Source organism: Leifsonia shinshuensis, assembly GCF_022606355.1.
In the GTDB taxonomy this organism is placed as follows: domain Bacteria; phylum Actinomycetota; class Actinomycetes; order Actinomycetales; family Microbacteriaceae; genus Leifsonia; species Leifsonia shinshuensis_B.
This window is the reverse complement of sequence record NZ_JAHHZQ010000003.1, coordinates 447,671-466,630: the sequence shown is the minus strand read 5'-3', so window position 1 is coordinate 466,630 and position 18,960 is coordinate 447,671. Positions and strand designations below refer to the sequence as shown.

At 71.0% G+C, this 18,960-nt stretch carries 16 protein-coding genes; 5 read left to right on the top strand and 11 right to left on the bottom strand.

The window, feature by feature from the left end; translation table 11 throughout:
• Positions 1-66: 66 nt before the first annotated feature.
• The 3 genes from KNO15_RS13685 to KNO15_RS13675 form a co-directional block, all read right to left on the bottom strand.
• The gene (locus KNO15_RS13685) at positions 67-1,830 is read right to left on the bottom strand and encodes a DUF4434 domain-containing protein (RefSeq protein WP_241704290.1); all 1,764 of its coding nucleotides are present in this window, start codon (positions 1,828-1,830) and stop codon (positions 67-69) included.
• Between the two features lie 130 nt (positions 1,831-1,960).
• Entirely contained in the window at positions 1,961-3,463 is a 1,503-nt protein-coding gene (locus KNO15_RS13680; protein WP_241704289.1) for a DUF4127 family protein, read from the bottom strand.
• A 56-nt stretch (positions 3,464-3,519) separates the two neighbouring features.
• Positions 3,520-4,233 carry a GntR family transcriptional regulator gene (locus KNO15_RS13675; protein ID WP_241704288.1) on the bottom strand — a complete coding sequence of 238 codons (714 nt, stop codon included), beginning with the start codon at positions 4,231-4,233 and terminating at the stop codon, positions 3,520-3,522.
• Positions 4,234-4,417: 184 nt separating this feature from the next.
• Here KNO15_RS13675 and KNO15_RS13670 point away from each other — a divergent pair, with 184 nt between their 5' ends.
• The 5 genes from KNO15_RS13670 to KNO15_RS13650 are packed head-to-tail and all read left to right on the top strand — an operon-like array spanning position 4,418 to position 9,172.
• Positions 4,418-5,704 (top strand): ABC transporter substrate-binding protein, encoded by a 1,287-nt coding sequence (locus KNO15_RS13670; protein WP_241704287.1) that lies wholly within the window; start codon positions 4,418-4,420, stop codon positions 5,702-5,704.
• On the top strand, positions 5,704-6,624 hold the full coding sequence (locus KNO15_RS13665) for a carbohydrate ABC transporter permease (protein WP_241704286.1): 921 nt from the start codon (positions 5,704-5,706) through the stop codon (positions 6,622-6,624). Before KNO15_RS13670 ends, KNO15_RS13665 begins: the two co-directional genes overlap by 1 nt.
• Positions 6,605-7,507, top strand: coding sequence for a carbohydrate ABC transporter permease (locus KNO15_RS13660; protein ID WP_241704285.1), 903 nt, complete (start codon positions 6,605-6,607; stop codon positions 7,505-7,507). Before KNO15_RS13665 ends, KNO15_RS13660 begins: the two co-directional genes overlap by 20 nt.
• Positions 7,488-8,225, top strand: a complete 738-nt coding sequence (locus KNO15_RS13655; protein WP_241704284.1) for an N-acetylmannosamine-6-phosphate 2-epimerase — start codon at positions 7,488-7,490, stop codon at positions 8,223-8,225. The genes KNO15_RS13660 and KNO15_RS13655 overlap by 20 nt, the downstream gene beginning before the upstream one ends.
• Positions 8,222-9,172, top strand: coding sequence for an ROK family protein (locus KNO15_RS13650; RefSeq protein ID WP_241704283.1), 951 nt, complete (start codon positions 8,222-8,224; stop codon positions 9,170-9,172). Before KNO15_RS13655 ends, KNO15_RS13650 begins: the two co-directional genes overlap by 4 nt.
• A 13-nt stretch (positions 9,173-9,185) precedes the next feature.
• Here KNO15_RS13650 and KNO15_RS13645 read toward each other — a convergent pair whose 3' ends face one another.
• From KNO15_RS13645 to KNO15_RS13610, 8 genes are read right to left on the bottom strand one after another with little or no spacing between them, the layout of a single operon-like run.
• Complete coding sequence (locus KNO15_RS13645; RefSeq protein ID WP_241704282.1) at positions 9,186-10,688, bottom strand: FGGY-family carbohydrate kinase; 1,503 nt, start codon at positions 10,686-10,688, stop codon at positions 9,186-9,188.
• Positions 10,685-12,325, bottom strand: a complete 1,641-nt coding sequence (locus KNO15_RS13640; protein WP_241704281.1) for a fucose isomerase — start codon at positions 12,323-12,325, stop codon at positions 10,685-10,687. Before KNO15_RS13640 ends, KNO15_RS13645 begins: the two co-directional genes overlap by 4 nt.
• A gap of 55 nt (positions 12,326-12,380) precedes the next feature.
• Positions 12,381-13,376 carry a LacI family DNA-binding transcriptional regulator gene (locus KNO15_RS13635; RefSeq protein WP_241704280.1) on the bottom strand — a complete coding sequence of 332 codons (996 nt, stop codon included), beginning with the start codon at positions 13,374-13,376 and terminating at the stop codon, positions 12,381-12,383.
• A gap of 14 nt (positions 13,377-13,390) precedes the next feature.
• Complete coding sequence (locus tag KNO15_RS13630; RefSeq protein ID WP_241704279.1) at positions 13,391-15,589, bottom strand: alpha-L-fucosidase; 2,199 nt, start codon at positions 15,587-15,589, stop codon at positions 13,391-13,393.
• Positions 15,586-16,515 (bottom strand): alpha/beta hydrolase, encoded by a 930-nt coding sequence (locus tag KNO15_RS13625; RefSeq protein ID WP_241704278.1) that lies wholly within the window; start codon positions 16,513-16,515, stop codon positions 15,586-15,588. Before KNO15_RS13625 ends, KNO15_RS13630 begins: the two co-directional genes overlap by 4 nt.
• A complete protein-coding gene (locus tag KNO15_RS13620) occupies positions 16,512-17,153 on the bottom strand; it encodes a hypothetical protein (protein WP_241704277.1) in 642 nt (213 codons plus the stop codon). The genes KNO15_RS13625 and KNO15_RS13620 overlap by 4 nt, the downstream gene beginning before the upstream one ends.
• Complete coding sequence (locus KNO15_RS13615) at positions 17,153-18,004, bottom strand: carbohydrate ABC transporter permease (protein ID WP_241704276.1); 852 nt, start codon at positions 18,002-18,004, stop codon at positions 17,153-17,155. The genes KNO15_RS13620 and KNO15_RS13615 overlap by 1 nt, the downstream gene beginning before the upstream one ends.
• Positions 18,001-18,960 (bottom strand): carbohydrate ABC transporter permease, encoded by a 960-nt coding sequence (locus KNO15_RS13610; protein WP_241704275.1) that lies wholly within the window; start codon positions 18,958-18,960, stop codon positions 18,001-18,003. Before KNO15_RS13610 ends, KNO15_RS13615 begins: the two co-directional genes overlap by 4 nt.

The window sequence follows — 18,960 nt, the reverse complement described above, 5'->3', positions numbered from 1 at the left end:
GCCGCCCGCCGGGCTCCCGTGCCGGCATCGCCCACGAAGGGAAGACGCCGGCACGAGGAGCGCCGCCTACAGCCCGCGCACGCTCGCCTCGTCGACGAACGACCAGGCGCTGCTCGCGGGAGTCACCGTGAACCGCACGTAGCGGCCCGTTCCCGACAGCGAGTACGCCGCGTACGTGTACCGCTGGTCGGCGTCGCTGACGTTCGGCGCCGGCATCGTCACCAGGGGCGTGTAGGTCGAGCCGGTCGTCGACACCGAGACCTGGATGCTCGACGGCAGGAAGATGTACAGCGACTTCGTCTGCAGCCAGGACGTCGACACCTGGGTGATCGTCTTCGTCGCCCCCAGGTCGATCGTGAAGCTGTACGGGCTTCCGGTGTTGCGTCCCTGCCAGGCCGCGTCGGCGTAGCTCGTGGAGGCCGTGACCCCGTTCGTCAGCTCGGTCCCGCCCGTGTCCGGGTAGCTCGGGTCCGCCGCCGCCGACGCCGTGTACGCCTTGCCCACCGAGATCAGCGGGTTCGGGGTCGGTGCGGCCGAGGTGGTCGCGCTCGCCGTGGAGCTCTGCGCCGACAGGTTTCCGGCGGCGTCGAAGGCCGCCAGCGTGTAGCTGTACGCCGTCGACGGGGTGAGGCCAGCGTCGGTGAAAGTCGTGACCGCGCCCTGGATCACCTTGACGAGGGAGCCGCCACGGTACAGGCGGTAGCCGGCGACGCCGATGTTGTCCGTCGACGCGGTCCAGTTCAGGGTGATGGAGCTCACCCCGCCTGCGGTCGCGGTCAGGCCGGTCGGCGTGGTCGGGGCCGACGTCTCCACGGTGCCCGTCGAGAGGTAGTTCCGGTACGTCGTGTCGTAGACCGCCGGCACGACGAGCGGGCTCTGGTAGTGGTCGTACGAGAACGACAGCGTCTTGCTGACGTACGGTGCCACCGCGTTCAGGTCCGAGACCAGCTGACCGATCGACATGGGCGTGAAGTCGGGGTTGAACGTCTCGCTGTCGGCCCAGAGCTTCGTCGCCGGTCGCCCGCTGGAGATCGCGCTCGCCGTGGCCGCGAACCAGGTCGGCAGCTGGGCGTTGGTCGCGTGTCCCGCGCCGATCCCGTCCTGCAGCGCGATCACGTCGATCGGCGCCGAGGCGAGGATGCTCGACCACATCGTGGTCCACTGGCTGCTGGTCTGGCCGCCCGAGGTGTTGAAGAACGGGCTGATGATCACCGGCTTGCCCGGTGTGAGGGCGTGCAGGTGGTTGGCGATCGTCGTGTAGAAGGTCGCCATCGCGCTCCACGAGGCGGTCGACGTGAAGTTCCAGTTGTCGACCTCGAACGGGAGGTACCAGCCAGCGAACGACGTGTGCGTGCCGTACTTGGCGGTGAGGTCGTCGGCGAGCGCATTGGCCTTCGTGGCCTCGCTGTTCAGCCAGGTGGTGTTGTTCGCGTAGGTGTTCCACCAGTCGTCGTTGGTCTGCAGGCCGAGGTATTCGGAGACGCCGGCACTGTCGGCCGCGGTGAGCACGCGCGAGACGACATCGGTCGAGGTGCTCTGCGTGTACCCGCTGAGGCCGCTCGGGTAGACGGTCGTCGACGCCTTGGTGTCGGCCGTCCACTGCAGCACCTGGCTCGTGATGCACGCGTTGGTGAGGGTGGTGAACTCGGAGGTGAGCTGGGTGGAGGTCCAGCCGTCGACGAGGGCCGGCTGGATGAAGCTGCCGTCGATGCGCGGGGTGGTGGTGCAGGTCGGTGTGGCGACGGCTTCGGTCGCGGGGATGGCGAGCGCGGCCGCGAGGGCCGCTCCCACGACCGCGGCGGCGATGCGACGCCAGGTGCGATGACTCATGCCTACTCCTTCGTTGTGCGATGACGTCTCGGCGGCAGCGCCGAGGCAGTTAATGGAGTACACCATTTAAGGAGTGAGAGGCAACGACTTTCTTTAAATTGCGGGGATGTGCTGGTAATGGTGATGACCATTACCGCTGTTGCAGTGTCAGTCCGATCTCGAAGCTGCGCTGCCACGGCAGCCTGACCTCGGCGAGCTCCCACTCCTCGCCCGCCGGCAGGATCCCCGCCAGGTACGCCCGCAGCTCCCGGGTGATCCGTGCGGTGGCGGCCTCCTGGCTCGCGGCGTCGACGGGACCGATGCGTCCGCCGAACTCGGCCTCGTGCATCGCGAGGCGCGTCCCGCTCTGATAGGCGCGGTCGTCGAGGATGCGGGTGAGCAGCGCCTCCCGCAGCGCGGACTCGTCGGCGGTGCCGAGCGCCCGGCCGGCCCAGAGCGCGGTCGCCTGGGCGACGGCTCCGCCGATCGAGTTGCCGGCGGTGTTCCAGCCGCCGTACGACGACAACCGGAGCAGGAGGCCTTCCTCCGCCAGCCGGTCGACCAGTTCGGGGTCGCCACCGTTGCTGAACCGCACGTCGGCGAGCGCGACGATCGCGCCCTCCGCGAGAGCGGCGCGGACGGCGGAGACGGTGGCCTCGGTCGCCGCGGGGTCTGAGGCCGGGCGCGCGGCGAAGTAGTCGCCGCGGGCGGGGTCGGGGGCGTGCGCGACGACCACGAGCTCCGCTGGCTCGCCGGGGTCCGCCACCCGGCCGCCTGAGGCGACGATCTGGCGGCGGAGGCTGTCGCGCAGGGGAGCGTTCTCGAAGTTCGGCACGCGGTCGAGCCCGTCGGGTTCGCCGCAGTCGATCCGCCAGACAGGGACGCCGACGGCCGCGGCGAGGGCGCGTGCGACGAGCACGGCGCCCACTTCGTCGGCTCCCGGGTACATCAGCACCTCGCCGCCGCGGGGCAGGGCGCGGGCCCAGTGCCGAAGCCACACCTGCTCGGCGGAGCCGGCCGAGTGGGGGGCCGTGTCGTCGGCCGTCAGCGTCAGCGTCTCCACTGTCCCCTCCTCGTGCAGCGTGAGCGCCGCCAGGTTGACCGTGTGATTGCGCAGCCGGCGTCGCTCGAAGTCGCTGCGGACCTCGGCGGGCACCTCGGTCGCCGGCGGACGGGCCGCTGACTCGCCCTCCCGCACGTCCGCCTCCAGCGCCCGGTGGAGGGCGCCGCCGAGGGCGTGCAGCTCGCGGCCGTAGGAGCTCCAGTACTCGGGCTCCTCGACGGGGGAGTACGAATCGCTGGCGCGCATGATGAGGGACGCCGCCGTGATCCGCAGCTCGGGCGACGCGGCCTTCAGCTCGCGCAGCAGGTCGAGGCGCTCGAGGGCGGTGGTCGTGCTGTCGGAGGTGATCCTGGCGGGGATGATCCCGCCGTGGACGAGTGTGTCCACGCACGCGACCAGCCGGGAGGTGCCGCCCGCGGCGACGAGCTCGCGGAGCCAGCCGTGCAGCGCCGCCACATCGGCGGGCCGGCGGAACACCGGCATCGCCTCCGCCGGCGGCAGCAGGAGCTCGGCCCCCGCGATCGCCGCCACCTGGCGGGGGAGGTCGACATTGACCGGGCGTTCGTCGAGGGGGACGAGGGCGATGCGCATGGCTCTCCTGGGATCGGCGCGGGGTGTGGCCGCCGCGGTGGTGCCGGACGCGCGGGTCAGCGCGACCGGTGGATCTTGAACTCGTAGTGGTACCGGTCGCCCCGGTACGTCGACTCGGCGTACTCGACCGCACGGTCCTGGGCGTCGTAGCTGGTGCGCGAGACGAAGAACGCCGGCGAGAACGGCGGGGCGTCCAGCAGTTCCGCCTGCTCGGGCTCCAGGACGCTGGCGTGGACGCTCTGCTCCGCCCACTCGATGCGCATTCCGTACTCGGTCTCGAGGATGCGGTACAGCGACTCCCCGCCGACGTTGTCGATCAGTCCGGGGAAGAGCCGCGGGTTGAGGTACGAATCCTCCAGCGCCATCGGCTCGCCGTCGGCCGTGCGTGCGCGCCGGATGTGGAAGACGTCGTCGGAGGGGCTGACCCGCAGCTTCGCTCCGAGCCGGGCGCCGGCCGGGATCGTCTCGGTCACCAGGACCGAGGAGCCGGGCTCCAGGCCGCGGGTGCGCATGTCCTCGCTGAACGAGGTGAGCTCGACCGACTTGGTGATCCGCGGAGCGGCGACGAAGGTGCCCGCGCCTTGCACGCGGTAGACCAGCCCCTCGTGCTCCAGGCGGTCGAGGGCGCGTCGCACGGTCAGCCGGCTGACCTCGAACTCCACGGCGAGGTCGCGCTCCGTCGGCAGCTTCGAGTGCGGCTCCAGCCCCTGGTCGATCACGTCGACGAGGTGCCGGCGCAGGCGCTCGGACTTGGTGTGCTGCTCCGCCATGACGCTCCTCAGGGTTCGGTGGACGCGGCTGTTCGCGATTGGTGATGCCCATTGTAGGGATAGTGGAGCCCGAGGGCACAACTTTCGAGCAAGTTTTGTCTATTTGTTGACACGCCTCGAACAAATGGAGTACACCAATTGAAAAGCAATTCCATTCCTACCCCTCACACCCGTAAGGAAACCCATGGAATCCAGGATGTTCCGGCGACGGACCGTGCTCCGCGCCGTAGCGCTGACCAGCGTCGCCGTCGCCGCTGCCGCCCTCACCGGCTGTTCCGGAGCCGGAGACTCCGGCCCCACGAAGATCACGTTCTCGTACCTCTGGGGAGGCGAGGAGGCCAAGGCGCTGGAGAAGGTCATCGCCGACTTCAACGCCAGCCAGAAAGACATCAAGGTGGTCGGCGTCTCCAGCCCCGACATGCAGAAGCAGCTCACCTCGATGTCGTCGAGCAACGGCAGCTTCGACATCTCCGACAACTTCGGCAACGCCGTCGGGTCGTGGGCCTCGAAGGGCATCCTCGCCCCGCTCGACGACTACCTCAAGACCGAGAAGGTCGACCTGGGCGCCTTCGCCCCGGCCTCCCTCGACCAGATGAAGTACGAGGGCAAGACCTACGCCCTGCCGATCGCCGTGCACACGCAGCAGCTGATGTACAACAAGGACCTCCTCAACAAGGCCGGCGTGCAGCCGCCGAAGACCATGGACGAGCTCGCCGCCGCGATCAAGAAGCTCACCGTCACCGACGCCAGCGGCGCGATCACCCAGATCGGCCTCGGCAACCCGTCGACCTCGACGCTGTTCACGACCCTGGGCTACGCCTTCGGCGGCACCTGGGACGGCAAGAACGGCAAGACCCCCACGCCGGCCGACCCCAAGAACGTCGAGGCGCTCGACTGGTACACCAAGACCCTGACCGACACCTACGGCGCGGACAAGATCGCGTCGTTCACGTCGGGCCTCGGCCAGTACATGTCGGCGCAGGACCCGTTCTACACGGGCAAGGAGGCCATGGTCATCGACGGCGAGTGGCAGGCCGTCAACATCCCCAAGGTCGCGCCGAACCTCAACTGGGGCGTCGTGGACATCCCGGCCGCGAGCAGCGATCTCGCCGGCTCGACCCAGGTGACGACGAGCACGCTGTTCATCCCCAACAACTCCAAGCACAAGGCGGAGGCCGCCAAGTTCCTCGCCTACATCGTCGGTGACAAGCCGATGACCGACTTCACGCTGGCGCTCGGGAACCTCCCGTCGAAGACCTCGCTGCTGTCCGATTCTGCGTACAACGCGATCCCGCACTTCGATGCGTGGCTCAACGCCCTGAAGAGCCCGAACGCCAAGTCGCTCTCCAGCCAGCCGTACAGCGCGCAGTACTCGACGGATCTGGGAACCGCCTTCGACGACGTGGTGCGCGGAGTCGCCACGCCAGAGAAGGCCATGCAGTCGGTGGCGGACAAGGCCAAGTCCTACTGATGACGACGACCGCCAAGCGCGGTGCGCGACGCCAGACCCTGCTGGGTCTGGCGTTCGCGTCGCCGTTCATCGTGGGCGCGGCGGTGTTCATCGTGTGGCCGGTGCTCGCCTCCGCCGGGTACAGCTTCACGGATTTCAACCTCTTCCAGGCGCCGAAGTGGGTGGGCCTCGACAACTACGCCCACATGCTCCAGGACTCCACCTTCTGGAAGGCGCTCTGGAACACGCTGTTCCTGACCGTGACGGGCGTGCCGCTGACGATCATCATCTCGATCCTCGGGGCGCACTTCCTCAACCTCCCGGTGCGCGGGCAGCCGCTCTACCGGGCACTGGTCTACCTGCCGACCATCGTCCCCGTCGTCGTCGGCGGCTACCTCTGGCGGTGGCTGCTGAACACCCAGTACGGCTTCGTCGACTACTTCCTGGGGCTGCTGCACCTGCCGCAGCCCGAGTGGCTGGAGCAGCCCGACTGGGGCAAGCCGGCGATCCTGCTGATGTGCCTCTGGACGATCGGCGGCACGATGATCATCTACCTCGCCGCCATCAAGGACGTCCCCGGCGAGCTCTACGAGGCGGCCGAGCTCGACGGCGCCGGCTGGTGGGGCCGGTTCCGCTACATCACCTGGCCCACCATCTCGCCGGTCACCCTGTTCCAGATCATCGTCACGGTGATCGCCTACCTGCAGATCTTCGCGCAGCCGTACCTCCTCACGCAGACCCGTCTGAACGAGACGAGCGGAGGCCCGGGGCAGTCGATGATCAGCTACGCCATGTACCTGTACCAGAACGCGTTCGTGTTCCTGAAGATGGGCTACGCGTCGGCGATGGCGTGGGTGCTGTTCCTGCTCACGCTGATCATCACGCTGCTGCTGCTCTGGTCGTCGAAGAAATGGGTCCACTATGGTTCTGAACGCGACTGAGGAGCGCCAGGCGCAGATCGAGCCGACGCGTCCGGCGGGCGAGCGGTCCTCCCGGCTCCGGCGCCGCCGGCCCGGGCGCACCGCCGGCCGTTACGTGCTCGTCTGGGTGCTGACGCTGCTGTTCGTCTTCCCCTTCCTCGCCATGCTCAGCACGGCCTTCAAGCTCCCGGCGGACATCTTCAGTTCGCCGCCGTCGCTCTGGCCGAAGGAGTGGACGCTCGCCAACTTCGCGGCGGTGTTCCAGGAGATCCCGTTCTGGCAGTACCTCTGGAACACCATCGTCATCGCGGCGCTGTCGGTGCTCGGGATGCTGATCGCCTCTCCGCTCGTCGCCTACTCGCTGTCGAAGATCGGCTGGCGCGGGCAGCGACCGTTGCTGGTGATCGTCATGGCGACGATGATGCTCCCGCCTCAGGTCACCATGATCCCGCTGTTCCTGATGTGGAACGGGCTGGAGGCGACGAACACGATCATCCCGCTGGTCGCCCCGGCGTTCTTCGGCACGCCGTTCCTCATCTTCATGCTGCGGCAGTTCCTGATGTCGGTCCCGAACGAACTGCTGCAGGCGGCGCGGATCGACGGCGCGTCCGAGTTCCGCATCTACTGGTCGATCGTCCTGCCGCAGGCGCGGCCCGCGCTGATCACGGCGGTGATCTTCCAGTTCGTCTGGGCGTGGACCGACTTCCTCAACCCGCTCATCTACCTCAACGACTCCTCCAAATACACGCTCTCGATCGGCCTGTACTCGTTCTTCGGCGAGCACAACGTCGAGTGGGGACCGTTGATGGCGGCGTCCGTCCTGTTCACCATCCCCGCGCTCGCACTCTTCGTCGTGTTCCAGCGCTACTTCGTAGGAGGCATCAGTGCTGGCGCACTCAAATAGTGACGAGAGCGCTCTCGAGCGCGTGGCCGAGCGGGACGACGACCGCGCGGACGGTCTCCTGGCGGCGATCTCCGGCGGGCTGGTCGTCTCATGCCAGGCGTCCTCCGGCTCCCCGATGCGCGACACCCCGACCATCGCGCGGCTCGCCGCGAGCGCGCTGCAGGGTGGAGCGGCGGCCCTCCGGGTCAACGGCGTGGAGGACGTGCGGGCGGTGCGGGAGCTGACGGAGGTCCCCATCATCGGTCTCGACAAGCGCATGGGCGCCCGCCGCAACCTGATCACGCCGACCGATGAGCAGGTGCGGGCGCTGGTCGCCGCCGGCGCCGACATCGTCGCGGTGGACGCGACGGAGGAGGTCGCCGACGATGTCGCCGCGCGCGTGCGCTCGGCGGTCGCCGCCGTTCCCGCGCCGATCATGGCGGACGTCTCGACGCTCGACGAGGGACTCCGGTCGTGGGAGGCGGGAGCGGCGATCGTGGGGACGACGCTCTCCGGCTACACGCCGTACTCGCGGATCGAGCCGTCGCCGGACCTGGAGCTGGTCGGGCGGCTGGCCTCCCGCGGGGTGCGCGTGCTCGCGGAAGGGCGCTTCCAGACCCCGGCCGACGTGGCGCGCGCCTTCGACGCGGGGGCCTTCGCGGTCGTCGTCGGCGGGGCGATCACCGACCCGGTCGCGATCACGCGGCGGTTCGCGGCGGCGGCGCCGCGATCCCGATGACGGCCGACGCTACGACCGGCGGCCCAGGGCTCGTCGTCGGGATCGACATCGGCGGCACGAAGACCGCGGCCGCCGTCGTGGGGCTCGACGGGACGCTCGCGCACCGCGTCGAGGCGCCGACCCCTGCGCGGGCCGGAGCCGACGCCATCCTCGACACGGCCGCCCGCCTCGTCGCCGAGGCCGCGGAGCGCGCGGGGGCCGCTGACGGACCGGGGTCCGTCGGGGTCGGCAGCGCCGGCGCCTTCGACGACCACGGTGTCGTCGTGCACGCCACCGACCACCTCGCCGGCTGGCTCGGGACGGACGTGGCAGGCGGCCTGCGGGCCCGTCTGGGCGTCCCGGTCGCGGTCGAGAACGACGTGCACGCCGCGGCGCTCGGCGAGCACTGGGCGGGCGGGGCTCCGGAACGCTTCCTCTTCGTCGCCGTCGGCACGGGCCTGGGCGGCGCGGTCGTCTCGGACGGGAGCGTGCTCCGGGGTGCCTCGGGCATGGCGGGGTCGGTCGGCCACGTCCGCATCCCCACGCTGCGCCACCGCGTCTGCTCCTGCGGCGGCGCCGACCACCTCGAGGCGTTCGCCAGCGGGCCCGGGATCGAGCTGAGCTACGCCGAGGCCACGGGGCGGGGTCTCGGGCTCCGCGAGATCGCGCGCCAGGCCGCAGCCGGCGACACCGTCGCGGCGCGCGTGATCCGCGAGGCCGCCGAGCTCCTCGGCGAGTCGCTGGCCTCCGCGGTCGTGACGATCGACCCCGGGCTGGTGCTGATCGGCGGGGGAGTCTCCGGACTGGGCACCGGCCTCACCGCTCCGCTCGCCGAGCGCCTCCACGCCGACCTCCGTCCGCCGTTCGCGGGCGTCCGGGTCGAGCTGGCCCGCACGGGCGCGGATGCGGCCCTGCTGGGCGCGGGGAGGCTGGGACGCGAGCTGCTGGAGCCCCCGCCGCGGGGATGAGCGGAGGCCCGGCTCACCGGGCTCGACGCACGCTCGCCGCCTCCCGCTGCATCGCCGCCAGCCGGTGACCGATCCCGGCCGTCGCCGGGTACAGCTCCCGGTACAACCCGTACAGCCGACCGTAGAAGTCAGCGGTCTCCGGGTCGGGGACGACGACGGACGCGGTCGGGTTCCAGTCCTCGATCTCGACGGCGACCTGCGACCGTGCCGCCAGGTACGCGGCGCCGTAGCTCGCCCCGATCGTCACCGACGGCACGTCCTGCGCGAGCCCGGTCACGTCCGACACCACCTGTGCCCACAGCGCGCCCTTCGTCCCCCCGCCCACCGCGACGACGCGTTCGATCGGCACGCCGGCGTCGCGGAACGCCGCGACATTGTGGCGGACCCCCATCGCCGTCGCCTCCAGTGCAGCGCGGTAGAGGTCGCCCCGGGTGTGCTCCACCGTGAGGCCGGCGATCAGCCCACGCGCGTCCGGGTCGGCGATGGGCGTCCGCTCACCCGCGAAGTACGGGAGCATCAGCAGGCCGTTCGCGCCGACGCCGGAGCGGGCCGCTTCGTCGAGGAGGTCCTCGTAGCCCGGGGATCCGAACAGTTCCCGCAGCCACGAGGTGATCGCCCCGGAGGTCGCCATCCCGCCCGCCAGGTTGTGCACTCCGGGGAACGCGCCGGCCGTGCCCCACAGCCCCGGCGCCGTCAGCGGCTTCGTCGTCGTGCCGATCAGGAACATCGTCGTCCCGTACATGAGCATCAGGTCGCCCGGGTTCTGCGCGTTCACGCTGACGGCCTCCGTCCAGGCGTCGATCGTGCCGGCGATCACCGGGGTACCGGCCGGCAGGCCCGTGGCGGCGCTCGCCGCGTCCGTCACCCGGCCGACCACGTCCCCGGGCCACACCAACGGCGGCGGGACGATGCCCGGGGCGATGTCCCGCCACCAGGGTTCGTACCAGGCCAGCGCCGTACGGTCGTAGAGCGGCACGCTCTGGCTCGCGGAGTGGTGGTCGAGCGCGTAGTCCCCGGTCAGGTTCCAGCCGAGCCAGGAGGCCGGCATGAACAGCAGCCGCGCCGCGGCCGTCCGGTCGGGCTCGTGGTCGGCCAGCCAGGCGAGCTTGGGGCCGACGGCCTGCGTTGACAGCTCCGACCCGCTGCGCCCGACGACGGCGTCGCGTCCGTAGCGGGCGGTGAGCGTGGCGATCTGCTCCTGCGCGCGCGTGTCCACGCCGTAGAGGATGGCGGGCCGCAGGGGCGTGCCCTCGGCATCGGTGATCAGGACGCACGGCCCCATCCCGCTGACTCCGACCGCCTCGACCCTCAGCCCGTCGACGGCCGCCAGCAGCTCGGCGGACAGCGACACGAACTCGTCCCACCACACCGCCGCGTCCATCTCCGCCCATCCCGGCCGCGGCCGCGAGACGTCGTGGGTGCGCGTGGCCGTCGCGAGGATTCGGCCGTCGAGGTCGACGACCACACCCTTGCTGCTGGAGGTCCCGATGTCGACCCCCAGGACCGCGCCGGTCACGGCAGAGCCACCGTTCCGCAGAGGTGGACGGCAACGCCCAGCGCGTCGAACGCGGCGGCCTTCGCGATCAGGGCGTCGTCGGCAGCCTCCGGCGACGGCGCATAGGCCACGTTCACGTGGTTCGCCTTGTGCCTCGCCATGAACTGGTCGCGGTCCACCCCGTGCAGCACAGCGTGCATGATCGGCCACTCGGGGTTGGTGGCCTGCCAGCGGCGCTCGGTCTCCTCCGGAGGAAGCTCGACCGCGGTCGCGCGCCCGATGTCCAGGTGGAGGCGTCCGCCGTCGATGTAGACGCGCGACCAGACGAGTTCGCCGGGCTTGGACACTCCCTTGATCGTCGAGCCGCCGAGCGGGAAGTAGACCGGGTTCTGCCGCCAGCCGACCGCCCCGGCGTACCCTCCGCTCAGGTGGGACGGCGGCACCGACCCGGAGATCTCGAACACCCAGACGAACCGGCCGTCGTAGTCCTCTCCCCAGCGCACGTCGTGCAGCGTCGTGGCCGGGTCGAACCCCATCGCCGTCCACACCCGGTTCGTCACGATCGCGTCGATCGCGACGCCCTCGTCCGCCTCGTTCGCCAGCGGGAGGGCACGGCCGTCCCACAGCACCCGCGAGCCGTCGCGACTGCGCACCGGAGGGCGGTCCGCGTTGTTGATCAGCCCTTCCGCGAGGTCGCTGGCGGGGGAGAGATCCTTGAGACCCTGCTGGTACTGGATGCCGAGCGCGTCGACGCCGAAGTCGTCGGCGATGCGCAGCAGCGCGATGTACATCTTGTACTGCCACTGGAGCTGGGCGGCCGTGAGCTCCGTCTTCTCGTCGACGCCGAGCGCGAAGGTCATGCCCGCGTCGAGGAGCCAGGCTCCGACCTCCTGCGCCTCGGCGTCGCTCACGGTCTGCATCTCGGCCCAGAGCGCGCTCTGCGAGAGCCGTTCCTTGTAGATGCCGAGCGGGTTCATCAGCTCGTCGTCGACGATGGCGTTGTACATGCCCATCGTCCCCTCGTCGAAGACGCCGAGGATGGCCTTCTCGGTCGCGAGCTGCTGCGCCAGGGCCAGGCCGAGCGTCCTCTCGTCGCCGTCCGGCAGCGCGGGGAGGTCGCGAACATGCGAGGCGTCGTGGGTGATCCGGCCGGTCTCCACCCACTCCCGGAGCCCCGCGCGGAACCAGTCGTCCGTGAAGTCCACGCTCCAGATCGTGGAGTAGGCCGTGCCCATCTTGGTCAGGCCGGCGTTGAGGCCGAGCAGCCCGACGAGTCCGGGCCACTCGCCCGCGAAGTTCGCGACGGTCAGGATCGGACCGCGGTGCGTCCGGAGTCCGGCCAGCACATGGTGGCTGTACTGCCACACGGCCTCCGCGACGATGAGGGGTGCGTCCGCCGGGATCGACCGGAACGCGTCGAGCCCGGCGCGCTGGCTGTCCAGGAAGCCGTGCCCCTTCGCCTCGTCGTACGGGTGGCCGCGGACGATCCGCCAGCCGAGCTCGTCGAACGCGGCCCGGAGCGCCTCCTCGACCGCGGCCTGTGCCGGCCAGCCGGCGAGGTTGGCGCTGAGCCTCAGGTCTCCGCTGGCGATCAGGTACGCCGTCCTCGGTGCGGCGGACGGCAGCTCGTGCACGGGAGGGAGGGTGTAGCGGGTCATCGGTTCTCCTTGGGTGTCGGTCGTGTGCGGACGATCGGTCGGTGCAGCGCTCCGGTCACGGGCCGGTGCGCAGGATGACGGTGCGCGGCGGCTGCCGGTCGCCTGCGATGCGCTCCAGCAGCAGGTTCGCGGCGGCCTCCCCGAGCCGGCGGGCGGGGATCGGGATCACGGTGATCCCCGCGGGGCCGACGGGCGACAGCGGCAGGTCGCCGAAGACGGCCAACCCGAACTCCGGCGGAGGCGTGCCGGCCGCGCGCAGCTCCTGCCACGCCCCGACGCCCATCAGGTTGTTGGCCACGAAGACGGCGTCGGGCGGGTCGGGGAGCGCCAGGAGTTCCGCCATCGCCCTTCGTCCGCCGTCGACCCGGTAGTCGGCGTGGACGAGCAGCGCCTCGTCCACCGGGCCGGCGCGGCGCGCGCGGTCGCGCCAGCCCTCGCTGCGCTGTTCCGCGGTCTCGATGTCGGCCGGGCCGGTGATGCAGGCGACGCGCCGGAAACCCCGGTCGAAGAGGGCGGAGGTGGCCATGCGGCCGCCGCCGCGGTTGTCGACCATGACGGCGTCGATCTCGAAGCCGTGCGGTCCGCGGTCCACCGAGACCACCGGCCGGTCGCGGGCGATCAGCGGCCCGAGGTCGCTGTGGTCGGAGGCCGAGGCCAGGATCACCCCTGCCATGTGCTCCGACACCGCGATGTCGATGTAGCGCGCCTCCTTGACCACGTCCTCGTCGCTGTTGCACAGCACCACCGAGTACCCGGCCTCCTGTGCCCGGTCTTCCACTCCGCGGGCCAGCGCGGTGAAGAACGGGTTCTCGATGTCGGGGATGATCAGGGCGATCACCTCCGAGTTGCGCTTGCGCAGCGTGCGCGCCGTCCGGCTCGGCGTGAAATCGAGGTCGGCAGCGGCGGCCTGGACGCGCCGGGCGAGGTCCTCCGACACCCGCGTGCCGTTGATCACGCGGGAGACGGTCGCCGCGGACACTCCCGCCCGCGCCGCGACCTCGTGGATCGTCGCCATCCGCTTCCCCCGGTCCGCCGTCTCGCCCCCGGTCATGCCCGGTTGAGAAGTCATGCGCCGTGGAGGAGGACGGTCTCCCAGTCGTCGGCGTCCGTCAGCGTGACGACGCCGTCGACGACGGCGAGCGGTCGCTCCACGCCGTCCACGATGCGCGACGCGCTCGTCGTGGCCGCGGGCACGCGCAGCCGCAGTCGCGCGATGCTCGCGACGTCTTCGATCGCGGCCGGTTGCCGCGCGCCGAAGAGGTCGAGGGAGAGGACGGGGGCGCCGGTGACCAGGTGCGCGACGAGGGTCGAGCCGATCCGGGCGAGCACCAGCTCCGTTGCGCGGTGCCCGTCGAGCAGGTCGACCTCCGGCTCCCGCCCTGCCGCCCGGCGCACCAGGAGGCCGAGGAGGTCGCGGTGCGCGCCGTAGCCGAGGCGGGAGCGGTTGTTGCCGAGCCGGGCCGCCGAGACGATCACCCGGCCGCGACCGTACGGCCGCTCGACGATCACCGGGTCGTCGGTGTCGAACGCCGGAGCCGGCTGGTTGTTGTGCCAGTAGGCGTCGTCGTCCGTCTCCAGCACCGGGTCGGTGCGGCGGGCGAGCACCGTGACGTCGTCGCCGGTCACCTCCAGCGCGCGCAGCCGCCCGTAGTGCGGGAGCGGCCAGCCGCCGGCCTCGGACGCGAGCTCCCCGCCGAGCCGCAGGTACGGGAAGGTGAACGCTCCCAGCGGGCCGAACCGCACGCCGAGCAGGTGCGCGAGGGGGGACTCCGCGAGGACCCGGCCGTCCGTCCCGCGCACCGCGACGGGGCCGGTGACGACCAGTCCGCCGCCGTCGTGCACGAAGCGGGTGATCGCCTCCACCTCGGTCTCCGACAGCGCGAGCACATCGGCGAGCACGAGGACGCGGTGGTCGGCGAGCGTGCGCAGGCTCTGCGGCCGCTCGTCGATCATCGCCACGGGGAGGTGGGACTCGACGAGCGCCCGGTACGTCCCGGTCAGGGCGGCGACGAGATCGCTCGCCGACGAGCGCGGCTCGCTCTGCGGGAACTGGGCGGACTGCTCCCCGACGGCCGGGTTCTCGTCCGCCTGCAGCAGGCTCTCGAGCTCCCGCGCGTTCTGGCTCGCGTAGAGCGCCGCGTAACGCACCGGCTCGGCGCCGCTCAGCCACGGGCCGCGCTCGGCGATCCGGCCGAAGACCGGGGTCAGCCGCCGATAGACCTCGGGTTCGATCGCACCGGTCGCGTACGGCTGGTCGTCGACCGACACCGTGGACCCCCTGGCGGCCACGCTGAACGCCTCGAACCGCAGCTGGGCGACCGAGCGCACCGTGAAGTCCCAGGTGTGCACGAAGCGGCTGACGAGAACCTCGGTCGGCCGCCCGTTCACCGCGGCCTGGATGTAGCTGGATGCGTAGCTGGGGAAGCCGAGGCCGTGCCAGTCGGTGTACCCCTCGCTCGACCCGATGTCCGCGTCGTCGAGATGGTCGGCGCTGAGCCCGATCACGGCGTCGACGAAGGTCGTCGCGTAGAAGTTCGGGATCAGGGCCGCCTCCGGGCGCTCCTCGCGCAGCACCGCCCGCTGCTCGTCCAGATAGTCCTTGAGCACTTTCTGCGAGAAGTGCACCAGGTCGAGCCAGCCCTCGTCGTCCCGGTCGGCGGGAAGCGGCCGGCCGTAGGTCCGGGTGAACTCGGCTTCGCACCGCGGGCAGACGCAGGGACCCGCGGTCAGGATGTCACTCCACAGCCCGTCGATCGGATACGCGCGGGCGAGCTCCCGCACCTGGTCCAGCGCGAACCGGCGATAGCCGCTGAGCAGGCAGAGCGCCGGCCAGCGGCCCGTGCTCCCGCGCGAGGCGAGGGGGACCATCCGCCACTCCGGGTGTGCGCCGGCGGCCGCGGTGTCCCACATGTTCGAGAAGTACGCGATCACGCGGATGCCGCGCGCGTGAGCGGCCGCCAGCTGCTCGCCGAACAGGTCGCGCCCGTCGAGCGCGGCGTGCCGGCGGCCCACGTCCGTCGGATAGTACGAGTTGCCGTACTGGCACTTGGCGAAGAGGACGACGGAGTCCACTCCGGCGTCCGCCATCAGCTGGAGGTCGCTCTCCGGTCGCACCGCGCTGAGCACGGGGAACCGCGGCTCGGGGACCTCGCCCCGCTGGTGCGGGTCGGTCCAGTCGGGCGTGTGCGAGTCGTAGAAGATGCGGTTCCGGGAGGTCGACCACCAGGAGGTGTCGGGTCCCGTGACGGGGGTCCGCGCGGTCACCGGGCGGCTCCGCCGTCGAGGAGTCCGGCGAGGGCGGCGTGCTTGCGCTCGAGCGTCGCCCGGCTCCTGTCCGTGTCGGGCAGGATGAACTCGAAGCAGTGCGGGGCACCGGCCTCGACGGTCAGCGTCACGTCGACCCCGGCCGTCTCGAGTGCTGAGGCGAACGCGACGTCCTCGTGCACGAACAGGTCGAGGTCGCCCGCATCGATCACCGTGGGCGGCAGCCCGGAGAGGTCGGCGGCGCGGCCGGGGGCCGCGTACTGGTCGGCGGGCGAGCCGCCGAGGTACGCCTGCCAGGCGAGTGCGTCCAGTCGTGCGTTCCACACGACGGTGTCGGCCAGTTCGGTCGTGATCATGGGTGACTCCCGGTCGTCGAGCATGGGATAGGAGAGGTGGAGTCCGGCGATGGCGGGCCCCGACCGGTCGCGCGCGAGCAGCGCGAGCCCGGCGGCGAGTCCTCCGCCCGCGCTGGCTCCCGCGACGACCACGCTCGGGTACCGTCGGGCGAGCCAGCCGAGCGCCGTGTAGCAGTCGTCCAGCGGGGCGGGGTGCGGGTGCTCCGGTGCGAGCCGGTAGTCCACCGCGACGACGGTCGCGCCGAGAGCGGCCGAGAGGGACCGGCAGAGGGTGTCGTCCTGGCGGGCGCTGCCGAGGAACATGCCGCCGCCGTGGATCCAGAGGATCGCGGCGTCGGTCCGCGCTGTCTCGTGGAGGCGGAGCTCGAGGGCGGAGCCGTCGGACCGCGCGAGCCGGACGACGCGGGCGGTCTCGACGGGCTCCGACACCAGCGAGGCGTCCACCCGCCGCACCAGCTCCACAGTCAGCGGCCCGGCGGGCAGGGCCGCGGGCAGCGTGAGCGGCACCAGCGCGGTGAGGGCGGGGTCGAGCCGCTCGAGCACGGCGGTGTTCGCAGTGGCGGCGCTCACCGGCTCATCCCGTCGATGGTCTCCAGCTCGTCGCCGACCACCGAGCAGGTGAAGACGGAGAGGATGCAGGGCAGCACGACGGCCAGCGTTCCCGCGCTCGCCACCACGGCGAATCCGCCGATGCAGCAGAGCGCCAGGACGGTCAGGGCCGCGCCCGGCCGGAAGGCGACGAGGATCGCCGCTCCGCGCCAGGCGGTCAGCCCGCGACGGCCGCGCACGGCGGCGTAGGCCAGTGCGTACGGCGCGAGGACGAGGACGGCGGCGGCGAGCACGGTCGCGGTGATCGCCACGCCGCCGCCGAGGGCGATCCCCTCCGCGAGCAGGGTCGCGGCGACGCCGAGCGAGAGGCCGAGCACCGGGTCGAGCCGGAGCCCGTCGCGCAGCGTGGGCTTCTCCCCGCGCGCGATGGCCGCCGCGTAGGCGGAGAGCCCGGTCGCGAGCAGCGCGAGTGGCGCGGACGCGGCGCCCGAGATCCACGGCGGCGCCGCGAAGAGGAGGGAGAGCACCAGCGGGACGGCGGCGACCAGCGACAGCAGGCCGAGGGCCACGACGCGGGGGAGTTCGTGCCAGGTGGCGACGGCCGCCGTCTTGAGGAGCAGCGGCATCCCGGCCGTGGGGAGGGAGTGTGTCGTCGTCATCAGAGTTTCAGTCCGCTCGAGGCGATGGATTGGACGATGTAGCGCTGGGCCACCAGGAACACCAGCAGCACCGGGATGATGGCCATCGTGATGCCGGCGGCGATCGTGCCGAGCGACCCGGTCGAGAACCGGCCGGCGAGGAGGACCAGGCCGACCGGGAGCGTCTGGGTCTCGGTGTCGTTGATCATCACGAGCGGCAGGAGGAGGTCGTTCCACCAGTAGGTGAAGGTCAGGATGCCGAGGGTCGCCAGCGCCGGACCGGAGAGCGGGAGCATCACCTGGAAGAAGGTGCGGGCGGCGCCGGCGCCGTCGAGCTTCGCCGCCTCCTCCAGCTCGGCGGGGAGGCTGAGGAAGTGCTGCCGGAGCAGGAAGACGCCGAAGGCGCTGAAGACACCGGGGAGGATGAGTGCCCACAGGGTGTTGGTCAGCCCGAGCTTCGACATCACCAGGAACAGCGGGACGATCGTCACCTGCAGCGGGATCATCAGCGACCCGATGACGAGCGCGAACGCGACGTTCTTGCCGGGGAACCTCAGCCGGGCGAACGCGTAGCCCGCGGTCGAGCAGGTGATGAGCTGCGCGATCGTGATCGTTCCGGCGACGATGAGCGAGTTCAGGATGAAATGGAAGTACGGCACCTGTGTCGTGACCTTGCCGAAGTTGGCGAAGGTCGCGCTCGACGGGAATAGGGTCGGCGGCAGCCGGTAGAGCTCGGCGTCGCTCGGCGAGATGGCGCCGCGGAAGATCCAGAGGAAGGGTGCGGCGATCGCCAGCGCGGCGATCCCGAGGACGGCGAAGGTGATCACCCGCTGGGCCAGGTGGCCGGCGCCTCGTGCGTGCGTCGTCGTCATCCGTAGAACGTCCATCTGCGAGAGAGCCGGAACTGGATCGCGGTGAGCACGATCAGCACCAGCAGGAGGGTGATCCCGACCGCCGACGCGTAACCGAGGTCGAAGCTGCCGAACGCCGTGTCGTAGATGTACTGCACGATGGTGCGGCTGGCGTCGCCCGGGCCGCCCTGGGTGAGCACGCGAGGCTCCGCGAAGATCTGGAAGGCGCTGATCGTGTTGATCACGAGGAGGAAGAAGACGGTGGGGGAGAGGAGCGGCAGCGTGATCCGCCAGAACCGCTGCCAGGCGTTCGCGCCGTCGACGATCGCCGCCTCGCGGATCTCGGCCGGGATGGACTGCAACCCGGCGATGTAGATCAGGATGGAGAACCCGACCGTCTTCCACGACGCGACGAGGATGACCGAGATCGGGGCGAACACGCTGGAGCCGAGCCAGTCGATCCGGTCGATGTGCAGCCAGCCCAGCCAGTAGTTCACCAGCCCGAGGTCCTTGTTCAGGAGGAACCGCCAGATGAGGGCGACCGCCGACGAGGACACGACGAACGGGAACAGGAAGGACAGCCGGAAGAAGCCCCGGATCCAGCGCGGCATCCTCGTCTCGAGCAGGACGGCGAGCAGGAGGCCGACGATCACGTTCACGGCGAGGATCACGACGGCCATGTACGCGGTCGATCCGTACACCTGGGCGAGGCGCGCGTCGGAGAGCAGCCGGGTGAAGTTGCCGAGGCCGATGAAGGTCCCGTCGCTGAGCAGATTCCAGTCGAAGAAGCTGAGCGCGATGACGCCGAGGGCCGGGGCCAGGACGAAGAGCGCGAAGCCGATCAGCGACGGGGTCAGGAAGCCGAGGGCGGCGAACGCCTCGCCCTTGCGGGCAGGGTCCGTCCTTCTCCTCCTGGCGCCAGGAACGGCAGCCTCCCGGCTGCCGTTCCCGACACCGCGTGCGGTGCTGGTGGTCAT